The organism is Pseudomonas sp. TE31087 (assembly GCF_057284075.1).
The window spans coordinates 5,887,694-5,909,312 of sequence record NZ_JBXVNN010000001.1 but is presented as its reverse complement, the minus strand read 5'-3'; the positions used below and the strand labels follow the sequence as shown (position 1 = coordinate 5,909,312).

Genomic DNA, 21,619 nt, shown 5'->3' with positions numbered 1-21,619 from the left:
GGTGACAACCAGGGTTACCGATGAATGTCGGAGTAACAGTCTGCATCAGTAAAGCAAAAACCCCGCCGGGTGTGGGCGGGGCTTTTACTGATGGCCTGATCGCGGGGCAAGCCCGCTCCCACGACCTTCAGGAGCCGACTTGCCGCGACGCTTCGACTCAGGCGGTGGCCAGGCTCATCGCCTTGTGGGTGTCGATCAGGTGCTGCACCACCCCTGGGTCGGCCAGGGTGGAGATATCACCCAGCGCGTCGTACTCGCCGGTGGCGATCTTGCGCAGGATGCGGCGCATGATCTTGCCCGAACGGGTCTTCGGCAGCCCCGGCGCCCACTGGATCACATCCGGCGAGGCGATCGGGCCGATTTCCTTGCGCACCCAGTTCTTCAGCTCAAGGCGCAGTTGCTCGCTCGACTCCTCGCCAGCATTGAGGGTGACATAGACATAGATGCCCTGCCCCTTGATATCGTGCGGCACGCCCACCACCGCCGCTTCGGCGACCTTCGGATGCGCCACCATCGCGCTCTCGATCTCGGCGGTGCCCATGCGGTGTCCGGAGACGTTGAGCACGTCGTCGACGCGACCGGTGATCCAGTAGTAGCCGTCTTCGTCGCGACGGGCACCGTCACCGGTGAAGTACATGCCACGGAAGGTCTTGAAGTAGGTGTCGACGAAACGGTCGTGGTCGCCGTACAGCGAACGCGACTGACCCGGCCAGGAGTCGAGGATCACCAGGTTGCCCTCGGCGGCGCCTTCGATCAGGTTGCCCAGGTTGTCCACCAGCGCCGGCACCACGCCGAAGAACGGGCGGGTCGCCGAGCCAGGCTTCAGTGCGGTGGCGCCCGGCAGTGGGCTGATCAGCACACCGCCAGTCTCGGTCTGCCACCAGGTATCGACGATCGGGCAACGCTCCTTGCCGACGGTCTTGTAGTACCAGTTCCAGGCCTCGGGGTTGATCGGCTCGCCCACCGAGCCCAGCAGGCGCAGGCTGGAGCCATCGGCACCGGCCACCGCCGCTTCACCTTCGGCCATCATGGCGCGAATGGCGGTTGGCGCGGTGTAGAGGATATTGACCTTGTGCTTGTCGACGATCTTCGACACCCGGGTGATGTCCGGGTAGTTCGGCACGCCCTCGAACAGCAGCGTGGTGGCGCCGTTGGCCAGCGGGCCGTAGACAATGTAGCTGTGACCGGTGACCCAGCCCACGTCGGCGGTGCACCAGTAGACCTCGCCCGGACGGTAGTCAAACACGCGCTCGTGGGTCAGCGCGGCATACACCAGGTAACCGCCAGTGGTGTGCAGCACGCCCTTGGGCTTGCCGGTGGAGCCGGAGGTATAGAGGATGAACAGCGCCTCCTCGGCGCCCATCTCTTTCGGCGCGCAGTGGCTGGAGGCAACCTTCATCAGGTCTTCGTACCAGATGTCGCGATGCTGGTGCCAGGCGATGTCGCCACCGGTGCGCTTGCACACGATGATCTTCTGCACGCTGCTGGTTTCAGGGTTGGTCAGGGCCAGGTCGACGTTGGCCTTGAGCGGGGTACGGCGGCCGCCGCGCAGGCCTTCGTCGGCGGTGATCACCACTTTCGACTTGCAGTCGATGATGCGACCGGCCAGCGCCTCCGGCGAGAAGCCGCCGAACACCACCGAGTGGATCGCACCGATGCGGGCGCAGGCCAGCATGGCAACCACGGCCTCGGGAATCATCGGCATATAGATGGTGACCACGTCGCCGCGGTGCACGTCCTGGCCACGCAGGGCGTTGGCGAACTTGCAGACCTGCTCGTGGAGCTCGCGGTAGGTGATGTTGCGGTGTTCGGAAGGGTCGTCGCCCTCCCAGATGATCGCCAGCTGGTCGCCGCGCTCTTCGAGGTGGCGGTCCAGGCAGTTGTAGGAAACGTTCAGAGTGCCGTCGGCGAACCACTTGATATCGACATGGTGGTCGTCGAACGAGGTCTGCTTGACCTTGGTGAAAGGCTTGATCCAGTCCAGACGCTGGGCCTGCTCGCGCCAGAAGCCGTCCGGGTTGATCACCGATTGCTGGTACATGGCCTTGTAGGTGGCCTCGTCGGTCAGGGTACTGGCCGCAACCTCGGGACGAACGGGATACAGTGGAGCCGCACTCATCTGTGTTACCTCGGTGTAATAGTTGTTTTTGTATGGAACCGTTTGTAACTGTACCAGAGCGGCCAAGGCCATTCGACGTTGGTAGTAACACGACGGGCCGTCGACTCACCAATCAGGCGCGACCGCTCTAGTACATGGCATGCAGCCATCTCCGAGAGGAAAAGACAGGGTTTCGACGGGGATTGTTACAGATTCTGTCAAAAGACTTTATCAAAACCCCCTCTGTTTCAGCCGTGGGCGCCTGCCTAAAATTCATCTCGCCAGCAACGGCAACGCGATTAACTTGGTAACAGCCCCCACGAAGGCAGCGTTAATCCGTACCTCATCCCGATAGTTGAAACTTGCTGTACTCGCGGCGCCATAAGCGCCGCGTGCCCCCTCACGACCTTAGACAGGTAACTTGAAAATGAAAGCTTTACTGGTATTGGTACTTGGCGGTTTTTGCGGCGCGGCATTGGCCGGCGAAGCAAAAGATGTCGAGCAGATTCCGGTTGAACAGTACAGTTATTCGCAGCACCTGGACATCGCCCGCGTCATTTCCATGAGCGAAGTGCCGAACGTCTGCGAAGTGGTGCCAGCCCGCATGACCTACGAGGACTCCCAGGGCCAGAAGCACATTCTCGAATACCGCGTGATGGGGAATGGTTGTTCCAACGGCTGAGGCCATAAGTTTATCGCGGGGCAAGCCCGCTCCCACTCCGACCGCGCCAACCTCAAGCCTTGCGCGATCCCTGTAGGAGCGGCCTTGTGTCGCGAAAGGGCCGCAAAGCGGCCCCGGCGATCTTGGCATGCTGCTGAGAATCTGGGGCTGCTATGCAGCCCTTTCGCGACACAAGGCCGCTCCTACAGGAAGAAGTGTAACTTTCAAGGCAATTAGCCACACTCAATCCCCCGACTTGTTCAACGAATAATCCCGCAACTTGTTGGCAATGGTCGTATGGGAAACTCCCAATCTTTTCCCCAGCGCCCGGCTACTTGGAAACTCGCTCATCAGACTTTCCAATACCGCCTTTTCAAACCGCCCGACAATTTGCGAAAGATCGCCATCCAGGGAAAACTCACCCAATGGTTGGCGTGCGCCATAGTCCGGCAAGCGGATATGTTCGCTCTTCACCACCCCGCCCTCGCACAACGACACCGCCTGGAACAGCACGTTCTCCAGCTGGCGCACGTTGCCCGGCCAATGATATTGGGCAAGCTTGTCCATCGCCGCCGGTGCCAGGCGCGGCATCGGGCAGCCGATCTGCCGGCTGGCCTGGTCAAGGAAGTGCTGCACCAGCCCCTCCAGGCCATCCATGCACTCGCGCAGCGGCGGAATGTGCAGCGACAGCACATTGAGGCGATGGTAGAGGTCCTGGCGGAACTCTCCCCGGGCGCACAGCTCGGACAGGTCGACCTGGGTCGCGCAGATCACCCGCACGTCCAGGTACACCTCTTCGTCACTGCCGACACGACGGAAACAGCCATCCTGCAGGAAGCGCAGCAGCTTGACCTGCAAGCGCGGGCTCATCTCCCCGACGCCATCGAGGAACAGCGTGCCCCCGGCGGTAAGCTCCAGCAGCCCAAGCTTGCCTTCGGCACGCGCGCCCTCGAACGCCCCCGGCCCGTAGCCGAACAGCTCGGTCTCGGCCATCGACTCCGGCAGGCCGGCGCAGTTGAGCGCCATCAGTGGTGCCTGGCCACGGGGGCTGGCCAGGTGGCAGGCACGCGCCAGCAACTCCTTGCCGGTACCGGTCTCGCCCTCGATCAACAGCGGCGCATCCAGCGGCGCCATGCGCCGCGCCTCACGCACCACCGCGGCCATCACCCGCGAGCTCTGGAAGATACTGTCGAAGCCACGCAGCTCTTGCTTGCGCACGTTGTAGATACGCTCGCCGATGCGATCGGCACGATGCAAGGTGATCACCGCGCCCGCCAGGGCCTCGCTGTCGTCATGCTCCGACTGCAACGGCGCGATATCGGCGAGGAACACATCGCCCTTGACCTTGATGCGCAGGCCGTTGATCCGCGACTTGTTGGCGCGGATAAGCTCCGGCAGGTCGAAGTCCTCGACATAGCGCGACAACGGAATGCCCGGCACCTCGTCCACCCGCACCCCGAGCAACTGCGCCGCACCGCGGTTGGCGGCGACGATGCTGCCGCCCATGTCGATCGACAGCACCGGGAAATCCAGCGCGCCCAAGAGCGCATTGAGCTCCATGTGCCGACGCTCGCTGGGCATCAGGCCGACGCGCTTGACCCCGAACACCCCGGCAATCGACTCGAACTTCGGCCGCAGGGCCTGGAACTGCAGGTTGATCAGGTTCGGGCAGTGCAGGTAGATGGCGTTGCCATGATCGCCACCCACCTCGCCGCGCAGCACGTTGATGCCGTACTCCACCAGCAGGTTGAGGATGTCCCGCAGGATGCCGATGCGGTTCTGGCAGTGCACTTTGATACGCATGGAAGCTCTCGAAGCGGCCAAGGTTTTTACTCGGCACGCGGAAAAGTCGTAAAGATAAGCTGACAGAATCACCCTTCCGCCCAGCTCGATGCCCGTGATTTTCCGGCACAAGGGCATTTTTGTAAAATTATCGTTACGAATTCAGGACCAGCGGATAGCCACAACTGGCCTCAACCCCGGTGCAAAGCCGCGTTTGTAGGGATATTCCTAAGGTATGTCCTGTACATAACAAGAACGCCCTCACCAGGAGAGCCACATGAAACAGACGCAATACGTGGCACGCGAGCCCGATGCGCATGGTTTTATCGACTACCCGCAGCAAGAGCATGCGGTGTGGAACACCCTGATCACTCGCCAACTGAAAGTGATCGAAGGCCGGGCATGCCAGGAATACCTGGACGGCATTGAGCAGCTCAAGCTGCCCCATGACCGCATCCCGCAGCTCGGCGAAATCAACAAGGTGCTGGGCGCCACCACCGGCTGGCAGGTCGCCCGCGTGCCGGCGCTGATCCCCTTCCAGACCTTCTTCGAACTGCTGGCCAGCAAGCGCTTCCCGGTCGCCACCTTCATCCGCACCCCGGAAGAGCTGGACTACCTGCAGGAGCCCGACATCTTCCACGAGATCTTCGGCCACTGCCCGCTGCTGACCAACCCCTTCTTCGCCGAATTCACCCACACCTACGGCAAGCTGGGCCTGGCGGCGACCAAGGAACAGCGTGTGTACCTGGCTCGCCTGTACTGGATGACCATCGAGTTCGGCCTGATGGAGACCGCGCAGGGTCGCAAGATCTACGGCGGCGGCATTCTCTCTTCGCCGAAAGAGACCGTCTACAGTCTGTCCGGCGAGCCGGAGCACCAGGCCTTCGACCCGATCGAGGCCATGCGCACGCCGTACCGCATCGATATCCTGCAGCCCCTGTACTTCGTCCTGCCGAACATGAAGCGCCTGTTCGACCTGGCCCACGAAGACATCATGGCCATGGTCCACCAGGCCATGCAGCTGGGCCTGCACGCACCGAAGTTTCCACCCAAGGTCGCTGCCTGAGCGCCCCTGTCGATAACAACTCAAACCGGAAAACACCCATGAATGCCTTGAACCAAGCCCACTGCGAAGCCTGCCGCGCCGATGCGCCGAAAGTCAGCGACGAGGAGCTGGCGGTACTGATCCGCGAGATCCCGGACTGGAACATCGAAGTCCGCGACGGCCACATGGAGCTCGAGCGCGTGTTCCTGTTCAAGAACTTCAAGCACGCCCTGGCCTTCACCAACGCCATCGGCGAAATCGCCGAAGCCGAAGGCCATCACCCAGGCCTGCTGACCGAGTGGGGCAAGGTCACCGTGACCTGGTGGAGCCACTCGATCAAGGGCCTGCACCGCAACGACTTCATCATGTGCGCGCGCACCGACGAGGTCGCCAAGACCGCCGAAGGGCGCAAGTGATGCACTTCGCGGCCATCGGTCGGGTCCCTGGCGACCCGATCCTGGGGCTGATGGAGGCCTACGCCCGCGACGACAACCCGGCCAAGTTCGACCTGGGTGTCGGCGTGTTCAAGGACGCCCAGGGCCTGACGCCGATTCCCGCGGCGGTCAAGCAGGCCGAGCAGCGCCTGGTCGAACGCCAAGCCACCAAGAGCTATGTCGGCGGCCATGGCGACGCGGCGTTCGGCCGCCTGGTCAGCGAACTGGTGCTGGGCAGCGACTCGCCGCTGCTGGCCAGCCAGCGCGCCGGTGCCACCCAGACCCCGGGTGGCACCGGTGCCCTGCGCCTGGCGGCGGAGTTCATCACCCACTGCCTGCCGGGGCGTGGCATCTGGCTGAGCGACCCGACCTGGCCGATCCACGAGACGATCTTCGCCGGCGCCGGGCTCAAGGTGTCCCACTACCCCTACGTGGGCAAGGACAACCGCCTGAACGTCGACGGCATGCTCGCCGCGCTGGAACAAGCACCGGAAGGCGACGTGGTGCTGCTGCACGCCTGCTGCCACAACCCGACCGGTTTCGACCTGGGCCAGGACGACTGGCGCGCGGTGCTCGACATCGTCAAGCGCCGCAACCTGCTGCCACTGATCGACTTCGCCTACCAGGGCTTCGGTGACGGCCTGGTAGAAGACGCCTGGGCGGTGCGCCTGTTTGCCGCCGAACTGCCGGAACTGCTGATCACCAGCTCCTGCTCGAAGAACTTCGGCCTTTACCGCGACCGCACCGGCGCCCTGCTGGTGTGCAGCCACGATGCCGAGAAACTGCTGGATGTGCGCAGCCAGCTGGCATTCATTGCGCGCAACCTGTGGTCCACGCCACCGGACCATGGCGCCGCGGTGGTGGCCGAGATCCTCGGTGATCCGGCGCTCAAGGCGCTGTGGGTCGAGGAAGTGAACGCCATGCGCCAGCGCATCGCCGAGCTTCGCCAGGGCCTGGTGCAGGCGCTGGCGCCACACGGCCTGGCCGAGCGCTTCGCGCACATCGCCGCGCAACGCGGGATGTTCTCCTACACCGGGCTGAACCCCGAGCAAGTGCGCCTGCTGCGTGAACGGCACAGTGTGTACATGGTCGGTACCGGCCGGGCGAACATCGCCGGGGCGGATGCGCAGCGCCTGGAGAAGCTGGCGGCTACCATCGCCGACGTCTGTCGCTGATATCGCAGTACCTGTGGGAGCGGCTTTAGCCGCGAAGCAAGCGACGCGGTGGATGGCACCGGCTTCGCCGGTGTTCGCGGGTAAACCCGCTCCCACAGGATACGCGCCGCTTCGACATCAAGCGCTGTAACTGTGGGGGAGCGCAGCCTGCGATGAATCGAACGCAGGCAGTACAAGACTGTTGCTCCCACAGTGTTTCCGGCGCCCGAACACAGTCGGCGGTGCGCTGATCGCCCGCTAAAACCGACCGGCGCCCGGCAAAAATCTCAAACTGTCATCCAGACTGCTGTATCCTGCCCCAGCTTTTCGAAGCCACACATGCGCCCTGGCGCCGCCTTTTCACTCACACTTGCGAGGAACGACGAGATGCATGAAATCCCGAATCTTCCCTTCCCAAGCCTGAACCCCGAAGAGCAATCCGTTGCCGCCCACGCCGAACCGACGCCCGCCGTCGACCAGGACGGTGACGATCAATCCAGCGCCGACCAGGAATAATCGCGCACCCCACCCGACTGTGTGAAAACGGCTGACCTGCGGGATATCCCCGTCATCGCGTTTTCACACCGTCCAGAATCCCTACCGAAGACTTCCATACCCGACTTACCGCACCCCCATTGCGGTCACCCTGCAAGTCGTTTCCATCAAACCCGCTCCCACAGGTACAGCACCGCCATCAAAGGCAGCGACGATCCTGTGGGAGCGGGTTTACCCGCGAAGAGGCCTGCACCGAATGACGCGCCTCAGCGCTGCGCGTACTGCAACACCACCTCCAGCGGATGGCGCAACTGCTTCTCGGTCATGCGCTTGACCTGGCTGCGACACGAATAACCGGTCGCCAACGCCTCGCCCTGCTTGTCCAGCTTGGTCGCCCAGGACTGCTCGAAGATGGTCCTCGAGGTTTCCTGGTTCCGCGCTTCATGCCCATAGGTACCGGACATGCCGCAGCAGCCGGTGGCCTCGGTGACCAGCTTCAACCCCAGGCGGGCGAACACCTGCTCCCACTGCCGGGTACTGGCCGGCACATTGGTCTTCTCGGTGCAGTGGGCCATCAGGCGGAAGCTGTCGGCCTTGACCGGCGCCTGCTCGGGCAGCACGTTCATCAGCCATTCCTGGGGCAACAGCACCGACGGGCACTCCACGCCATCGACCTTCTGGTACTCCTGGCGATAGACCAGGGTCATCGCCGGGTCCAGCCCCACCAACGGCACGCCGCAGTCGGCCAGGCTCTTGAGCTGGGTGGCGTTGCGGATCGCCGCCCTGGCGAAGGCGCCGAGGAAACCCTGCACATGCAACGGCTTGCCGTTGGCGCTGTAGGGCGCGAGGAACACCTTGTGCCCCAGGCGATGGGCCAGCTCGATGAACGAGGCCAGCAGTGGCGTCTCGAAATAGCGGGTGAAGGCATCCTGCACCAGCACGATGCTGCGCTCGCGCTGGGCCGGGGTTAGCTCGCGCAAGGCCGGCACGCTCGCCACCTGAACCCGGCAACGGGTCAGGGTGGCCTGGAAGTTGAAACGGCTGATCAGCGGGCTGTCGACCATGCCGATCTTGTCCGCCAGCAGCCTGCTCACCCACTTCGAGCCCATCACCGCGTTGTACAGGCCCGGTGCATGGGCCAGGTACGGGATGGTGAATTCCAGCGAACCGATCAGGTAATCGCGCAGCGGACGCTGGTAGCGGCCGTGGTACAGCTCGAGGAAGCGCGAGCGGAAGTCTGGCACATTGACCTTGATCGGGCACTGCCCGGCGCAGGACTTGCACGCCAGGCAGCCGGCCATGGCGTCGTACACCTCGTGGGAGAAATCCGCCTGCCCCTGCTGGCGCGCACGGCTGTTGCGCAGGCGCGCCGGCAGCCCCTTGAACCAGGACGCCTTGCGTTGGGCGGCGGCGAGCACATCGATGTTCGCCTCGCCCTGCAGGCGCAACCATTCGCGGATCAGCGAAGCGCGCCCCTTGGGTGAATGCTGGCGTTCGCGGGTGGCCTTCCACGACGGGCACATGGCGTCGTTGGGATCGTAGTTGTAGCAGGCGCCGTTGCCGTTGCAGTGCACGGCGCTGGCGAAGCTTTGCCAGACGCGTTCGTCGATACTGCGGTCAAGGTCACCGCGCAGGGTCACGCCATCCACCGGGGTCAGGCCTTCGGCGCTGTCCGGCGGGGTGCAGATCTTGCCCGGGTTGAGCTGGTTGTGCGGATCGAAGGCGCCCTTGAGGCGCTGCAGTGCCGGGTACAACGCGCCGAAGTATTCCGGCACGTACTCGGAGCGCAGGCCTTTGCCATGCTCGCCCCAGAGCAGGCCGCCATAGCGCTGGGTCAGCGCCGCCACGGCATCGGAGATCGGCTTGACCAGCGCGGCCTGGGCCGGATCCTTCATGTCCAGCGCTGGGCGCACGTGCAGCACGCCGGCATCGACATGGCCGAACATGCCGTAGGCCAGGCCGTAACCGTCGAGCAGCGCGCGGAAGTCGGCGATGTAGTCAGCCAGTTGCTCCGGCGGCACGGCGGTGTCCTCGACGAACGGCTGTGGCCGCACCTCGCCTTCGACGTTGCCCAGCAGCCCCACCGAACGCTTGCGCATGGTGTAGACCCTGGTGACCGCCTCGGCGCCCTCCGCCAGGGTATGTCCCAGGCGTTCGACGCTGGTGTCGCGCTGCAGGTGCGCGACAAACGCCTCGACCCGGGCATTGACCTCGGCCGGCTCGTCGCCGCAGAACTCCACCAGGTTGATGCCCAGCGTCGGGCGCTCGGCATCGGCCGGGAAGTACTCGGCGACGCTGTGCCAGACGATGTCCTTCATCGCCAGCATCAGCACCTTGGAGTCAACGGTCTCGATCGACAGCGGCTTGTGCGCCATCAGCGCGTTGGCATCGCGCAGGGCGTCCATGAAGCTGGTGTAGCGCACGTTGACCAGTACCGCGTACTTCGGGATCGGCAGCACATTGAGCTTGGCCTCGACCACATAGCCCAGCGAGCCTTCGGCGCCGCACAGCACGCTGTTGAGGTTGAAGCGGCCCTGCTCGTCGCGCAGGTGCGCCAGGTCGTAGCCGGTCAGGCAGCGGTTGAGCTTGGGGAAGGTGCTTTCGATCAGCCCGGCCTGGGTTTGCTGGATCTCGCGGGCCATGCGGTACACCTCGCCGACCCGGCCGGGCGCGGCGCAGGCCTGCTCCAGGGCCGCGTCGTCGATCGGCAGGCTGTGCAGGCGCTCGCCACCAAGCAGCACGCTGTGCAGCTCGAGCACGTGGTCGCGAGTCTTGCCATAGGTGCAACTGCCCTGGCCGCTGGCGTCGGTGTTGATCATGCCGCCGACGGTGGCGCGGTTGGAGGTCGAAAGCTCCGGCGCGAAGAACAGCCCATGGGGCTTGAGCGCGGCGTTGAGCTGGTCCTTGACCACGCCCGCCTGGACCCGCACCCAGCGCTGCTCGACGTTGATCTCGAGAATGCTGTTCATGTGCCGCGACAGGTCGACGACGATGCCGTCGGTCAGCGACTGGCCGTTGGTGCCGGTGCCGCCACCACGCGGGGTCAGCTTGATGTCGCGAAAGCGTGGCTCGGCCATGAGCGTGGCAACCCGCGCCACATCGTCGGCATCCAACGGGAACACCGCCGCCTGGGGCAGCCGCTGGTAGATGGAGTTGTCGGTGGCCAGCACAGTACGGGTGCCGTAGTCGGCACTGATCTGGCCACGGAAGCCGCTGTTCTTCAGGGCTTCGAGGAATTCAGGGTAATGGGCGGCGGGCGCGCGGGGCGGCAGCTGGGCGATCATCGAAGGATGGCCTCTATTCGATATTGGCTAGTTCACGGGTTCCAGGCATTGCAACATCTCGTGGGAGCGGGCTTGCCCCGCGATGGCGCCATCGCGGGGCAAGCCCGCTCCCACGAGATGTTGTATTTCCTGCGACTACGGTATGAATGATCTATACCGCATGACGAATACGCCCATGTTCCTGTAGTTTCGCGCCAGGGGCAAACGGATATTCCTGCCGCTATCGATGAGCTTTATGAATGAATTACCGCCACCTCACCCCTTCGATGTCGCTGCTACTGGCCTTCGAGGCCGCCGCGCGACATGAAAGCTACACCCGCGCCGCCGCCGAGCTGTCGCTGACCCAGAGCGCGGTAAGTCGCCAGGTGCAGGCGCTGGAACAGCAACTGGGGCTCACCCTGTTCCGCCGCGAGGGGCGCCAGGTGCAACTGACCGACGTGGGCCGTCTTTACCAGCGCGAGCTGAGCGAAGCCTTGGGGCGTATCCGCAGCGCCACCCTGCAAGCCCTGGCCTATCAGTCCGGGGTCGGTACCCTGCGCCTGGCGACCCTACCGACCTTCGGCTCGAAATGGCTGCTGCCGCGCCTGCATGCGTTCTATGGCGCTCATCCGGGCATGCTGGTGCACATTCATTCTCGTATCGAAGCGATCAACTTCGACACCAGCGAGATCGACGCGGCCATCGGCGTGGCCACCCACGACCTGCCCGGGCTGGTCTGCCATCGCCTGCACGCCGAGGAACTGTTGGTGATCCTCCCGCCGGACTGCGCTCGCGACGGCCAGGACTGGAACCCGTCGCGGATCAGCGAAGAGGTGCTGCTCAACGTCGCCAACAACCCCCATGCCTGGGGAGAATGGTTCTCCCACCACGCCCTGCCCCACCGGGCGATGCGCCTGGGGCCGAGTTTCGAGTTGACGTCGCACCTGATCCAGGCGGTGCGGGCGGGGATAGGGATTGGCCTGGTGCCCAGGATTCTGGTGGAGGAGGAACTGGCCAGTGGCGAGCTGTTCAGCCCGGGGGCGCCGTTTGCCAGCCAGCGCAGCTACTACCTGATCTATCCGCCGAGGAATGAGGCATTGCCTTCGTTGCGGGCGTTTCGTGGCTGGTTGCTGGAACAGATCTGAGTCATCGGTTGCCAGAGCCGGCCATTCGCGGGTAAACCCGCTCCCACAGGTTCTGTGCCCCCTGTGGGAGCGGGTTTACCCGCGCAGAGGCCGGTACAGACAACAAAAAACCCGATGCCAGTCACCCGGCATCGGGTTTTGCCGAAGCGCCTCGGCGCTTACTTGGCCACGCTACCGGCAGCGCCGTTGGCCTGCGCCCCACGCTTGCTCTTGAGCACGTAGAACACATACATCACCACCAGCCATACCGGCATGGCGTACACCGACACCTGGATGCCCGGGATCTGCAGCATGATGCCGAGGATCAGCACCACGAAGGCCAGCACCAGGTAGTTGCCGTACGGGTACCACAGCGCCTTGAACAGCGGCTTCTGGCCAGTGCGGTCGAGGTGCTGGCGGAACTTCAGGTGCGAGTAGCTGATCATCGCCCAGTTGATCACCAGGGTCGCTACCACCAGCGACATCAGCAGCTCCAGGGCGTTCTGCGGCATCAGGTAGTTGAGCAGCACCGCGATCAGGGTCACGGCCGCCGACACCAGGATCGAACGTACCGGCACGCCGCGACGGTCGACCTTGGCCAGCGCCGCCGGGGCATCGCCCTGCTCGGCCATGCCCAGGAGCATGCGGGCGTTGCAGTAGGTACCGCTGTTGTACACCGACAGCGCCGCGGTCAGGACCACGAAGTTCAGCAGGTGCGCGGCCACGTCGCTACCCAGCAGCGAGAAGACCTGGACGAACGGGCTGCTGCCATAGCTGCCGCCGGACGCGTCGATGCTGGCCACCAGGCTGTCCCACGGGGTCAGCGACAGCAGCACCACCAGGGCACCCACGTAGAAGATCAGGATGCGGTAGATGACCTGGTTGATCGCCTTGGGGATCACGGTCTTCGGCTTGTCGGCCTCGGCCGCGGTGAAGCCGAGCATTTCCAGGCCACCGAAGGAGAACATGATGAAGGCCAGGGCCATGACCAGGCCGCTGACGCCATGCGGGAAGAAGCCGCCATGGGCCCACAGGTTGGTCACCGACGCTTCCGGGCCACCACTGCCGCTGGTCAGCAGGTAGGCGCCCAGGCCGATCATGCCGACGATGGCGGCGACCTTGATGATCGCGAACCAGAACTCGGCCTCACCGAAGAACTTCACGTTCATCAGGTTGATGGCGTTGATCAGCAGGAAGAATGCCGCCGCGGTGACCCAGGTCGGGATCTCCGGCCACCAGTAATGGACATACTTGCCCACTGCCGACAGCTCCGACATGCCCACCAGGATGTACAGCACCCAGCAGTTCCAGCCCGACAGGAAGCCGGCGAAACCGCCCCAGTACTTGTGCGCGAAATGGCTGAAGGAGCCGGCCACCGGCTCTTCGACGATCATCTCGCCGAGCTGGCGCATGATCATGAAGGCGATGAAGCCGCAGATCGCATAGCCGAGGATCATCGACGGACCGGCGGACTTCATCACGCCGGCCGAGCCCAGGAACAATCCGGTGCCGATCGCGCCACCCAGGGCGATCAGTTGGATATGGCGGTTCTTCAAGCCACGCTTGAGTTCGCCAGACTGTGAATTATGTCCACTCATGAACGAAGTCACCTGCTTGTTTTTATCTGTGACGGAATCGGACCCACCGCACTCGTGGCGCAGCGGAATGGGCAAGGTGGTTACCTTGGATACTTGTGACGGGCAGTCGCTCGGGGCCTTGGTGGCCAGGGGCGGATCAACCGGGTGTCAGCAAGCGTGCGCGGTACGCAAGGGAGTCACAGGTAAAACGCGGCGCATTGTATACCCCTGCAAACGCGCAGGCGTCAACGCGTTGCATCGTTTCCTGTGGAAAAAACGCAGCGGTCCTGGGGTGAAGGCCTGAAAAGGCGGAGTGATCGGCGTGCATGGCGCCTCCATTTTGTTGTTTTAAGTGCCTGGCGATCCTGCCTGGCTCTGCACACGGCAATGGCGCTATCTCAGCGTTTGGGCGGGGGTTTGGGAAGAGGGTGAAGGGGACCGGGGAGGCTCTGGCGCGCAAGTCTTGGAAAGATTTTGTGACGAAGAGTGGGGAAGCACAGGCAAGCCGGGGAAAAGGTCCAGAATCGTATAGTTTTCTTTACAAGGTGGTTTGAAAATTTGCCACCGGTCGGGAAAAATTCTGTCTGTTCAGGTACTTGGGGCCGCTTTGCGGCCCATCGCGGGGCAAGCCCGCTCCTACACTGGGATGCGTATCGAGGGACTTCCTTTTCAACAGGCACAAAAAAACCAGCCCGAAGGCTGGCTCTTTCGTTACCGGGCCAGATCAGCCACGCGGCTTGCCGCGACCACGACCGGCTGGCTTGTCGCCTTCGGGACGGGCTGGACGCTTGCGCATCTCGCTCGGGCGCTCGGCCACCGCGCTGCCGCGGCTGCCCTTGCGCGGTGCAGCCTCTTCACGCGGCGCGCGCGCCGGGCGCTCGCCCTGCCCTTCGGCGGCCGGACGCAGGGTGCGCACACGCTCGCCACGCCCCAGCGGGCGGGTCGACTTGCGCTGCAGGCGCTCGAGCTTGTCCTTGGCCTTGAGCTTCATCTCCGGCAGCGCCACCGGCTGCAGGCCGACTTCGGCGGCGAGGATGTCGATCTCGCCCTGGCTCATTTCGCGCCAGCGGCCCATCGGCAGGTCGGAGTTGAGGAACACCGGGCCGAAACGCACACGCTTCAGGCGGCTGACCACCACCCCCTGGGATTCCCACAGGCGGCGCACCTCACGGTTGCGGCCTTCCATCACCACGCAGTGGTACCAGTGGTTGAAGCCTTCGCCGCCCGGTGCCTTCTGGATGTCGGTGAACTTGGCCGGGCCGTCCTCGAGCACCACGCCGGCCTTGAGGCGGTCGACCATGTCGTCGTCGACCTCGCCGCGCACACGCACGGCGTACTCGCGGTCCATTTCATAGGACGGGTGCATCAGGCGGTTGGCCAGCTCACCGTCGGTGGTGAACAGCAGTAGGCCGGTGGTATTGATGTCCAGGCGGCCGATGTTGATCCAGCGGCCCTCTTTCGGGCGCGGCAGGCGGTCGAACACGGTCGGGCGGCCTTCCGGGTCGTCACGGGTGCAGATCTCGCCATCGGGCTTGTTGTACATGATCACGCGACGGGTCGCCTCGGCGGCCTCGACACGCTTGATCAGCTTGCCGTCGACGGTGATGGCGTCGTGCAGGTCGACGCGCAGGCCCAGGGTGGCCTCGACGCCGTTGACCTTGATACGGCCCTGGCCGATCCAGGCCTCGACGTCACGACGCGAGCCGACGCCGATACGCGCCAGTACTTTCTGCAGTTTTTCGCCGGACGGCGGGGTGGGTTGTTGGTCTTGCAGGTCTTTGTCACTCATCTGGGCACCTCCCGGTGTAGTAGTGAAAGCGGGCGCGCATCATACGCGCAACGCACTGGAGAGTAGAGTGTTTTGTGGAATTGGAAGTGTTTTTCTGCCAAATGGCCTTTGTCTGATCAGGGCCGGCCTCTTCGCGGGTAAACCCGCTCCCACAGCTTGTGATACCCCTGTGGGAGCGGGTTTACCCGCGAAGAGGCCGGCACAGGCAGTAGTTAAATCAAGACTGCAGCTTGCCCTCGTCCTGCTCCGAGACCTCAGGCTCTTCTTCATCGCGCAAATCATCGAAATCGGTCTTGAGCCCTTCTTCCATCGCATCCAGCTCCACCAGCAGCGAGCGGAAGCTGGTCTCATCCTTGGGCTCCGCTTCCTCACCCTCCTCGCCCAGGCTGGCATCGGCCAGGGCTTGCAGGTGAGCGGGCACCGGCGCCTCGTCCGGGTCGAGCAGCGGTTCCGGCTCCAGCTCGCGCAACTCGGCCAGCGCCGGCAGTTCATCGAGGCTCTTGAGGTTGAAGTGATCGAGAAACGCCTTGGTGGTGGCAAACATCGCAGGACGCCCTGGCACCTCGCGGTAGCCGACGATACGGATCCACTCGCGCTCCATCAGGGTCTTGATGATGTTGCTGTTGACCGCCACGCCGCGCACGTCCTCGATCTCGCCCCGGGTGATGGGCTGGCGGTAGGCGATCAGCGCCATGGTTTCCAGCAGCGCACGGGAATAGCGCTGCGGGCGCTCCTCCCACAGGCGGCCGACCCAGGGTGCATAGTCTTCGCGGATTTGCAGCCGATAGCCGCTGGCCACTTCCTTGAGCTCGAAGGCACGGCCGCTGCAGGACTTGCCCAGCACCTCCAGGGCCTTTTTGAAAACGGCGGGGGCCGGGCGCTCGGCTTCCTCGAACAGCTCATAGAGGCGCTCGAGGGATTGCGGCTTGCCCGAGGCGAGCAGGAAGGCCTCGATCAGCGACGCCAGTTCGCGGGGTTCGTTCAGGTTCATCGGTAGTCGTCAGGTCACTCTGCCCGGGCACGGACGTGGATCGGGGCGAAAGGCTCATTTTGCACGAGTTCGATCAGCGATTCCTTCACCAGTTCGAGAATCGCCATGAAGGTCACCACCACGCCGAGCTTGCCCTCCTCGCGGGTGAACAGTTCGACGAAGGGCACGAAGCCACCGCCCTTGAGGCGTTCGAGCACCTCGCTCATGCGCTCGCGGGTCGACAAGGTCTCGCGAGTGATCTGGTGGCTCTCGAACAGGTCGTTGCGGCGCATGACCTCGGCCATGGACAGCAGGATCTCCTCCAGGGCGACCTCCGGCAGCAGCTTGCGCACCTTGGCCTGAGGGGCCTCGAGACGCGGCACGACGACGTCGCGGCCAACCCGCGGCAGCTCATCGATACCTTCGGCGGCAGCCTTGAAGCGCTCGTACTCCTGCAGGCGGCGGATCAGCTCGGCGCGTGGATCGCCTTCCTCTTCCTCGATCTCGCTGGAACGCGGCAGCAGCATGCGCGACTTGATCTCGGCGAGCATGGCGGCCATCACCAGGTACTCGGCGGCCAGTTCCAGGCGCACGTTCTTCATCAGCTCGACATAGCCCATGTACTGGCGAGTGATCTCGGCCACCGGGATGTCGAGGATATCGATGTTCTGCTTGCGGATCAGGTACAGCAGCAGGTCCAGCGGGCCTTCGAAGGCCTCGAGGATCACTTCCAGCGCGTCCGGCGGGATGTACAGGTCCACCGGCAGCTCGGTCAGCACCTCCCCATAGACCAGGGCCAGCTGCAACTGCTGGGGGGCATCGGCCTGGTCGGTCGGCGCCTCGGGCGTTTCCATCTGGCTCATGCGTTGACCAGGAACGGCGTCGGATCCCCGCACCCTTCACGAATCAGCTCCGGCTCGTCACCGGACAGGTCGATGACGGTCGAAGCCTTCAGGTCACCGAAGCCGCCGTCGATGATCAGGTCGACATGATGCTCCAGGCGCTGGCGGATCTCGTAAGGGTCGGTCATCGGCTCGTCGTCGCCCGGCAGGATGAGGCTGACGCTCATCAGCGGCTCGCCAAGCTCCTCGAGCAGCGCCAGGACAATGGGGTTGGACGGCACGCGCAGGCCGATGGTGCGGCGCTTGTCGTGCAACAACAGGCGCGGCACTTCACGAGTGGCGTTGAGGATGAAGGTGTAGGGCCCCGGAATGTGCGCCTTGAGCAGGCGGAACGTCGCCGTGTCGATCTTGGCGAAGGTGCCCATCTCGGACAGGTCGCAGCACAACAGGGTGAAGTTGTGGTTCTTGTCCAGCTGACGCAGGCGGCGCACCCGCTCGATGGCGCCCTTGTCGCCGATCTGGCAGCCCATCGCATAGGCCGAGTCGGTCGGGTAGACCACCACCCCACCCTTGCGGATGATCTCCACGGCCTGTTTGATCAGGCGCGCCTGCGGGTTTTCCGCATGAATCTGGAAAAATTGGCTCACGTAGTCGTCCTGTTCATACCGCCATAGACTGTTCATGTCGGAATCGACGCCACAGAGGTGGCAGGTCCTCGGGCAATGGCCGGTAGGCACCGATCTCGCCCCAGGTGCCGGGGCCGTGGAAGTCACTGCCGGCGCTTGCCAGCAAGCCGAACTCACGGGTGAGGATCGACATTGTCCCCACCTGCTCGGGCGGCATCATCCCATTGACCACTTCCAGCGCCTGCCCCCCTGCCTGAATATAGTCGGCAATCAGCCGTCTGCGCTTGCTGCGGGTCAGTTCGTAGTGCATGGGATGGGCCAGGCTCACCCAGGCATTGGACTGGCGCAACGTGGCGACGGTTTCCTCCAGCGTCGGCCAGTGCAGCTTGACGTCCCCCAGCTTGCCGGCGCCCAGCCACTTGCGAAAGGCCTCGCCACGGTCCTTGACGAAGCCTGCGCGCACCAGGAATTCGGCGAAATGCGGGCGCGCCGGGGCGTTGCCGCTGTCACCCAGTTCCTGCTGCACGGCCCGCGCACCGTCCAGCGCGCCGGGCATGCCCTTGGCCGCCAGCTTGCGGTCGATTTCCTCGGCGCGCAGCCAGCGGCCGCGATGCAGATTGCCGATGGCTTCGAGCAAGGGCGGGGCATCGAGCGGGAAATCGTAACCCAGCACATGGATGGTGGCGCCGCCCCAGGTGCACGACAACTCTACCCCGCTGACCCACTGCATGCCGTTGTCCAGGCAGGCCTGGCGGGCCTCGGGCAGGCCTTCGAGGGTGTCGTGGTCGGTGAGCGACAGCGTCCGCACCCCGTGCTCGTGGGCCCGGGCGACCAGTGCCGTGGGCGACAGGGCGCCGTCGGAGGCCGTGCTGTGACAGTGCAGATCAACATTCATGGAGGAGCGCTTTCGCAGGAATCGATGTTTGTTATTATGCCGTCACATCCCGCTTCTGGCTGCCACTGTGAAACAATTCATCGATTTCATCCCGCTGCTGCTGTTCTTCATCGTCTACAAACTGGACCCGCGCCCGGTCGAATTCGCCGGCCACGGCTTCGAGTTCGGCGGGATCTACAGCGCCACCGCCATGCTGATCGCCAGCTCCGTGGTGGTCTACGGCGCGCTGTTCCTGCGCCACGGCAAGCTGGAAAAGGGTCAGTTGCTGACCCTGGTCGCCTGCCTGGTGTTCGGTGGCCTGACCCTGGCCTTCCACAGCGAGACCTTCCTCAAGTGGAAAGCACCGGTGGTCAACTGGCTGTTCGCACTGGCCTTCGCCGGCAGCCACTTCATCGGTGACCGGGTGCTGATCAAGCGCATCATGGGTCACGCCCTGACACTCCCTGAAACAGTCTGGACCCGCCTGAACCTGGCGTGGATCGGTTTCTTCCTGGTGTGCGGCGCCGCCAACCTGTTTGTCGCTTTCACCTTCCAGGACATCTGGGTCGACTTCAAGGTGTTCGGCAGCCTCGGCATGACCGTGCTGTTCCTGGTGGCCCAGGGTGTCTATCTGTCGCGCCACCTGCACGATGCCGATCCTTCCACCTCCAAACCCAAGGACTGACATGCTCTACGCCATCATCGCCAGCGACGTCGAAAACTCCCTGGAAAAACGCCTGGCCGCCCGCCCCGCCCATATTGAGCGCCTGCAGCAGCTCAAGGCCGAGGGCCGCGTGGTCCTCGCCGGCCCGCACCCGGCCATCGACAGCAACGACCCGGGCGCCGCCGGTTTCAGCGGCAGCCTGATCGTCGCCGAGTTCGATTCGCTGGCCGCCGCCCAAGCCTGGGCCGACGCCGACCCGTATATCGCCGCAGGCGTCTACGACAAGGTCGTGGTCAAGCCGTTCAAGCAAGTCCTGCCGTAACAGGCTGTTGAGGGAGCGGCTTTGTGGGAGCGGCGGTGCGCCGCTCCCACAAAGCCGCTCCCAGCTACACCCCACGCGGCACTATTCATAAATTCCGACAACTGGCCGACAACCTCCTGAATCGATACGAATCAGGAGTTCCAATGCGTCAAGGTCCGATGTCCCTGCTGCTTTGCCTGTTACTGCTGTCCCCTTTCGCCGCGGCCGAGCAGCCGCTGTCGCTGGAAGCCGGGGCGCGGATCACCGAGCTGCAGCAGCGCCTGGAAGAGAGCGAGAAACAGCGCGACGCGCTGACCCTGCAACTGCAGAACCAGGACAGCGAACGCGAAAGCGCCCAGCTCTCGCGCCTGCGCCAGGACAACCAGCGCCTGAAACTGACGGTCAAGGAACTGCAGGCCGCCAGCAGCGCCCCCCAGCGCCTGCTCACCGACCAGCAGCAGTGGTTCCTGATCGGCTCGGTCGTTGCACTGTTGTCGGCAGTCTGCGGTATCTTAGCCAGCGGCGGACACAGAAGACGCCGGCAATGGTTGAATTGAGTGAGACATGAGCGAGCTGTTACTGATTGATGATGACCAGGAACTGTGCGAGCTGCTCGGCAGCTGGCTGACCCAGGAAGGGTTTGCGGTGCGCGCCTGCCACGATGGCCAGAGTGCGCGCCAGGCCTTGGCCAGCCACGCCCCGGCGGCGGTGGTGCTGGATGTCATGCTGCCCGACGGCAGCGGCCTGGAACTGCTCAAACAGTTGCGCAGCGAGCACACCGACCTGCCGGTGCTGATGCTCTCGGCCCGTGGCGAGCCGCTGGACCGCATACTCGGCCTTGAGCTGGGCGCCGACGACTACCTGGCCAAGCCCTGCGACCCCCGCGAACTTACCGCCCGCCTGCGCGCCGTGCTGCGCCGCAGCCACCCCAGCGCGCCCAGCAGCCAGGTCGAGATCGGCGACCTGACCTTCAGTCCGGTGCGCGGCGTGGTCAGCATCGACGAGCGCGAGATGACCCTCACGCTGTCCGAGAGCCGCATCCTCGAGGCGCTGCTGCGCCAGCCCGGCGAACCGCTGGACAAGCAGGAGCTGGCGCAGATCGGCCTGGGTCGCAAACTCACGCTCTATGACCGCAGCCTGGACATGCACGTCAGCAACCTGCGCAAGAAGATCGGCCCGCACCCGGACGGCCGCCCGCGCATCGTCGCGCTGCGCAGCCGCGGCTACTACTACAGCCTCTGACAAGCAACACGATCTCTGTAGGAGCGGCCTTGTGTCGCGATGGGGCGCGAAGCGCCCCCAGAATCGCGGCAATATGCAAAATTGCCGGGGCTGCTGTGCAGCCCATCGCGACACAAGGCCGCTCCTACAGGGTCCGCGCGGTGGCTACCTGCATCTTTACCCAGCCTTTACCCTCACCTGACCGCCCTTGACCTTGATCTCCCTAGACTGGGCTCATCCGGTAACCACCGGCCCCTGAAAGGAGAGACACCATGCGCAAGACCCTGATCGCCCTGATGTTCGCCGCCGCCCTGCCGACCGTGGCCATGGCCATGCCTGACGGCGGCCCGCGCCACGACGGCCCGCATCATCGCGGTGACGCGCCTTTCGCCCAGCTGGACCTGAGCCGCGACCAGCGCCAGCAGATCGGCAAGCTGATGGGCGAGCAGATGCAGCAGCGCCGCGACATCACCGAGCGCTACATGGCCAAGCTGCCGGCCGCCGAGCAGAAAGCCATGAAGGACGAACTCAAGGCCAGCCACGACAAGACCGACGGCCAGATCCGCGCCCTGCTCAAGCCCGAGCAGCAGAAGAAGTTCGACGACCTGCAGAAGGAACGCGCCGCGCGCAAGGCCGAGTGGCAGGAGTTCCAGGCCTGGAAGGCTGAAAAAGCCGGCAAGGCCCAGTAAGCTGTCAGCC

The 21,619-nt window shown here is 64.3% G+C and carries 19 protein-coding genes and 1 pseudogene; 11 read left to right on the top strand and 9 right to left on the bottom strand.

Annotated elements, in window-relative coordinates; genetic code table 11:
• Window positions 1–157: 157 nt before the first annotated feature.
• Window positions 158–2,119: an acetate--CoA ligase gene (gene acs / locus ACZ899_RS26735; protein ID WP_203651528.1), complete on the bottom strand. Its 1,962-nt coding sequence runs from the start codon at window positions 2,117–2,119 to the stop codon at window positions 158–160.
• 406 nt (window positions 2,120–2,525) lie between these two features.
• Between acs and ACZ899_RS26730 the strand changes: the two genes are divergently transcribed.
• On the top strand, window positions 2,526–2,780 hold the full coding sequence (locus ACZ899_RS26730; protein ID WP_023630669.1) for a DUF2790 domain-containing protein: 255 nt from the start codon (window positions 2,526–2,528) through the stop codon (window positions 2,778–2,780).
• 222 nt (window positions 2,781–3,002) lie between these two features.
• Here the strand turns inward: ACZ899_RS26730 and ACZ899_RS26725 are convergent, their stop codons facing one another.
• Window positions 3,003–4,562 carry a sigma-54-dependent transcriptional regulator gene (locus ACZ899_RS26725; RefSeq protein ID WP_234561809.1) on the bottom strand — a complete coding sequence of 520 codons (1,560 nt, stop codon included), beginning with the start codon at window positions 4,560–4,562 and terminating at the stop codon, window positions 3,003–3,005.
• A gap of 256 nt (window positions 4,563–4,818) precedes the next feature.
• Here ACZ899_RS26725 and phhA point away from each other — a divergent pair, with 256 nt between their 5' ends.
• From phhA to ACZ899_RS26705, 4 genes are all read left to right on the top strand, one after another.
• Window positions 4,819–5,607: a phenylalanine 4-monooxygenase gene (gene phhA / locus ACZ899_RS26720; RefSeq protein ID WP_062360651.1), complete on the top strand. Its 789-nt coding sequence runs from the start codon at window positions 4,819–4,821 to the stop codon at window positions 5,605–5,607.
• A gap of 38 nt (window positions 5,608–5,645) precedes the next feature.
• Window positions 5,646–6,002, top strand: coding sequence for a 4a-hydroxytetrahydrobiopterin dehydratase (locus ACZ899_RS26715; RefSeq protein ID WP_234561811.1), 357 nt, complete (start codon window positions 5,646–5,648; stop codon window positions 6,000–6,002).
• The gene (locus tag ACZ899_RS26710; RefSeq protein ID WP_234561813.1) at window positions 5,999–7,195 is read left to right on the top strand and encodes an amino acid aminotransferase; all 1,197 of its coding nucleotides are present in this window, start codon (window positions 5,999–6,001) and stop codon (window positions 7,193–7,195) included. The genes ACZ899_RS26715 and ACZ899_RS26710 overlap by 4 nt, the downstream gene beginning before the upstream one ends.
• 366 nt (window positions 7,196–7,561) lie before the next feature.
• Window positions 7,562–7,690, top strand: a complete 129-nt coding sequence (locus ACZ899_RS26705) for a hypothetical protein (protein ID WP_256582346.1) — start codon at window positions 7,562–7,564, stop codon at window positions 7,688–7,690.
• Between the two features lie 245 nt (window positions 7,691–7,935).
• On the opposite strand, the gene ydiJ is transcribed toward ACZ899_RS26705, so the two are convergent.
• Window positions 7,936–10,953: a D-2-hydroxyglutarate dehydrogenase YdiJ gene (ydiJ, locus tag ACZ899_RS26700; RefSeq protein WP_234561815.1), complete on the bottom strand. Its 3,018-nt coding sequence runs from the start codon at window positions 10,951–10,953 to the stop codon at window positions 7,936–7,938.
• 239 nt (window positions 10,954–11,192) lie between these two features.
• Here ydiJ and ACZ899_RS26695 point away from each other — a divergent pair, with 239 nt between their 5' ends.
• The gene (locus tag ACZ899_RS26695) at window positions 11,193–12,077 is read left to right on the top strand and encodes a LysR substrate-binding domain-containing protein (RefSeq protein ID WP_234563123.1); all 885 of its coding nucleotides are present in this window, start codon (window positions 11,193–11,195) and stop codon (window positions 12,075–12,077) included.
• A gap of 158 nt (window positions 12,078–12,235) precedes the next feature.
• On the opposite strand, the gene ACZ899_RS26690 is transcribed toward ACZ899_RS26695, so the two are convergent.
• The 6 genes and pseudogenes from ACZ899_RS26690 to ACZ899_RS26665 form a co-directional block, all read right to left on the bottom strand.
• Window positions 12,236–13,654, bottom strand: a complete 1,419-nt coding sequence (locus tag ACZ899_RS26690) for an amino acid permease (protein WP_232857337.1) — start codon at window positions 13,652–13,654, stop codon at window positions 12,236–12,238.
• 703 nt (window positions 13,655–14,357) lie between these two features.
• Entirely contained in the window at window positions 14,358–15,422 is a 1,065-nt protein-coding gene (gene rluB / locus ACZ899_RS26685) for a 23S rRNA pseudouridine(2605) synthase RluB (RefSeq protein WP_203651515.1), read from the bottom strand.
• A gap of 235 nt (window positions 15,423–15,657) precedes the next feature.
• Window positions 15,658–16,413: pseudogene (gene scpB / locus ACZ899_RS26680) on the bottom strand (SMC-Scp complex subunit ScpB); the annotation flags it as partial.
• Between the two features lie 14 nt (window positions 16,414–16,427).
• A complete protein-coding gene (locus ACZ899_RS26675; RefSeq protein WP_234561911.1) occupies window positions 16,428–17,126 on the bottom strand; it encodes a segregation and condensation protein A in 699 nt (232 codons plus the stop codon).
• Between the two features lie 125 nt (window positions 17,127–17,251).
• Complete coding sequence (locus ACZ899_RS26670) at window positions 17,252–17,881, bottom strand: L-threonylcarbamoyladenylate synthase (protein WP_082337815.1); 630 nt, start codon at window positions 17,879–17,881, stop codon at window positions 17,252–17,254.
• Window positions 17,882–17,894: 13 nt separating this feature from the next.
• Window positions 17,895–18,755 carry a PHP domain-containing protein gene (locus ACZ899_RS26665; RefSeq protein WP_203651510.1) on the bottom strand — a complete coding sequence of 287 codons (861 nt, stop codon included), beginning with the start codon at window positions 18,753–18,755 and terminating at the stop codon, window positions 17,895–17,897.
• A gap of 67 nt (window positions 18,756–18,822) precedes the next feature.
• Between ACZ899_RS26665 and ACZ899_RS26660 the strand changes: the two genes are divergently transcribed.
• The 5 genes from ACZ899_RS26660 (at window position 18,823) to ACZ899_RS26640 (ending at window position 21,609) form a co-directional block, all read left to right on the top strand.
• Complete coding sequence (locus ACZ899_RS26660; RefSeq protein WP_234561908.1) at window positions 18,823–19,419, top strand: septation protein A; 597 nt, start codon at window positions 18,823–18,825, stop codon at window positions 19,417–19,419.
• A gap of 1 nt (window position 19,420) precedes the next feature.
• A complete protein-coding gene (locus tag ACZ899_RS26655) occupies window positions 19,421–19,720 on the top strand; it encodes a YciI family protein (protein WP_186732960.1) in 300 nt (99 codons plus the stop codon).
• A gap of 143 nt (window positions 19,721–19,863) precedes the next feature.
• Complete coding sequence (locus ACZ899_RS26650; protein ID WP_203651508.1) at window positions 19,864–20,256, top strand: SH3 domain-containing protein; 393 nt, start codon at window positions 19,864–19,866, stop codon at window positions 20,254–20,256.
• Window positions 20,257–20,263: 7 nt separating this feature from the next.
• The gene (locus tag ACZ899_RS26645; protein WP_110739854.1) at window positions 20,264–20,941 is read left to right on the top strand and encodes a response regulator transcription factor; all 678 of its coding nucleotides are present in this window, start codon (window positions 20,264–20,266) and stop codon (window positions 20,939–20,941) included.
• 251 nt (window positions 20,942–21,192) lie between these two features.
• Window positions 21,193–21,609, top strand: coding sequence for a Spy/CpxP family protein refolding chaperone (locus ACZ899_RS26640; protein WP_203651507.1), 417 nt, complete (start codon window positions 21,193–21,195; stop codon window positions 21,607–21,609).
• Window positions 21,610–21,619: the final 10 nt, after the last annotated feature.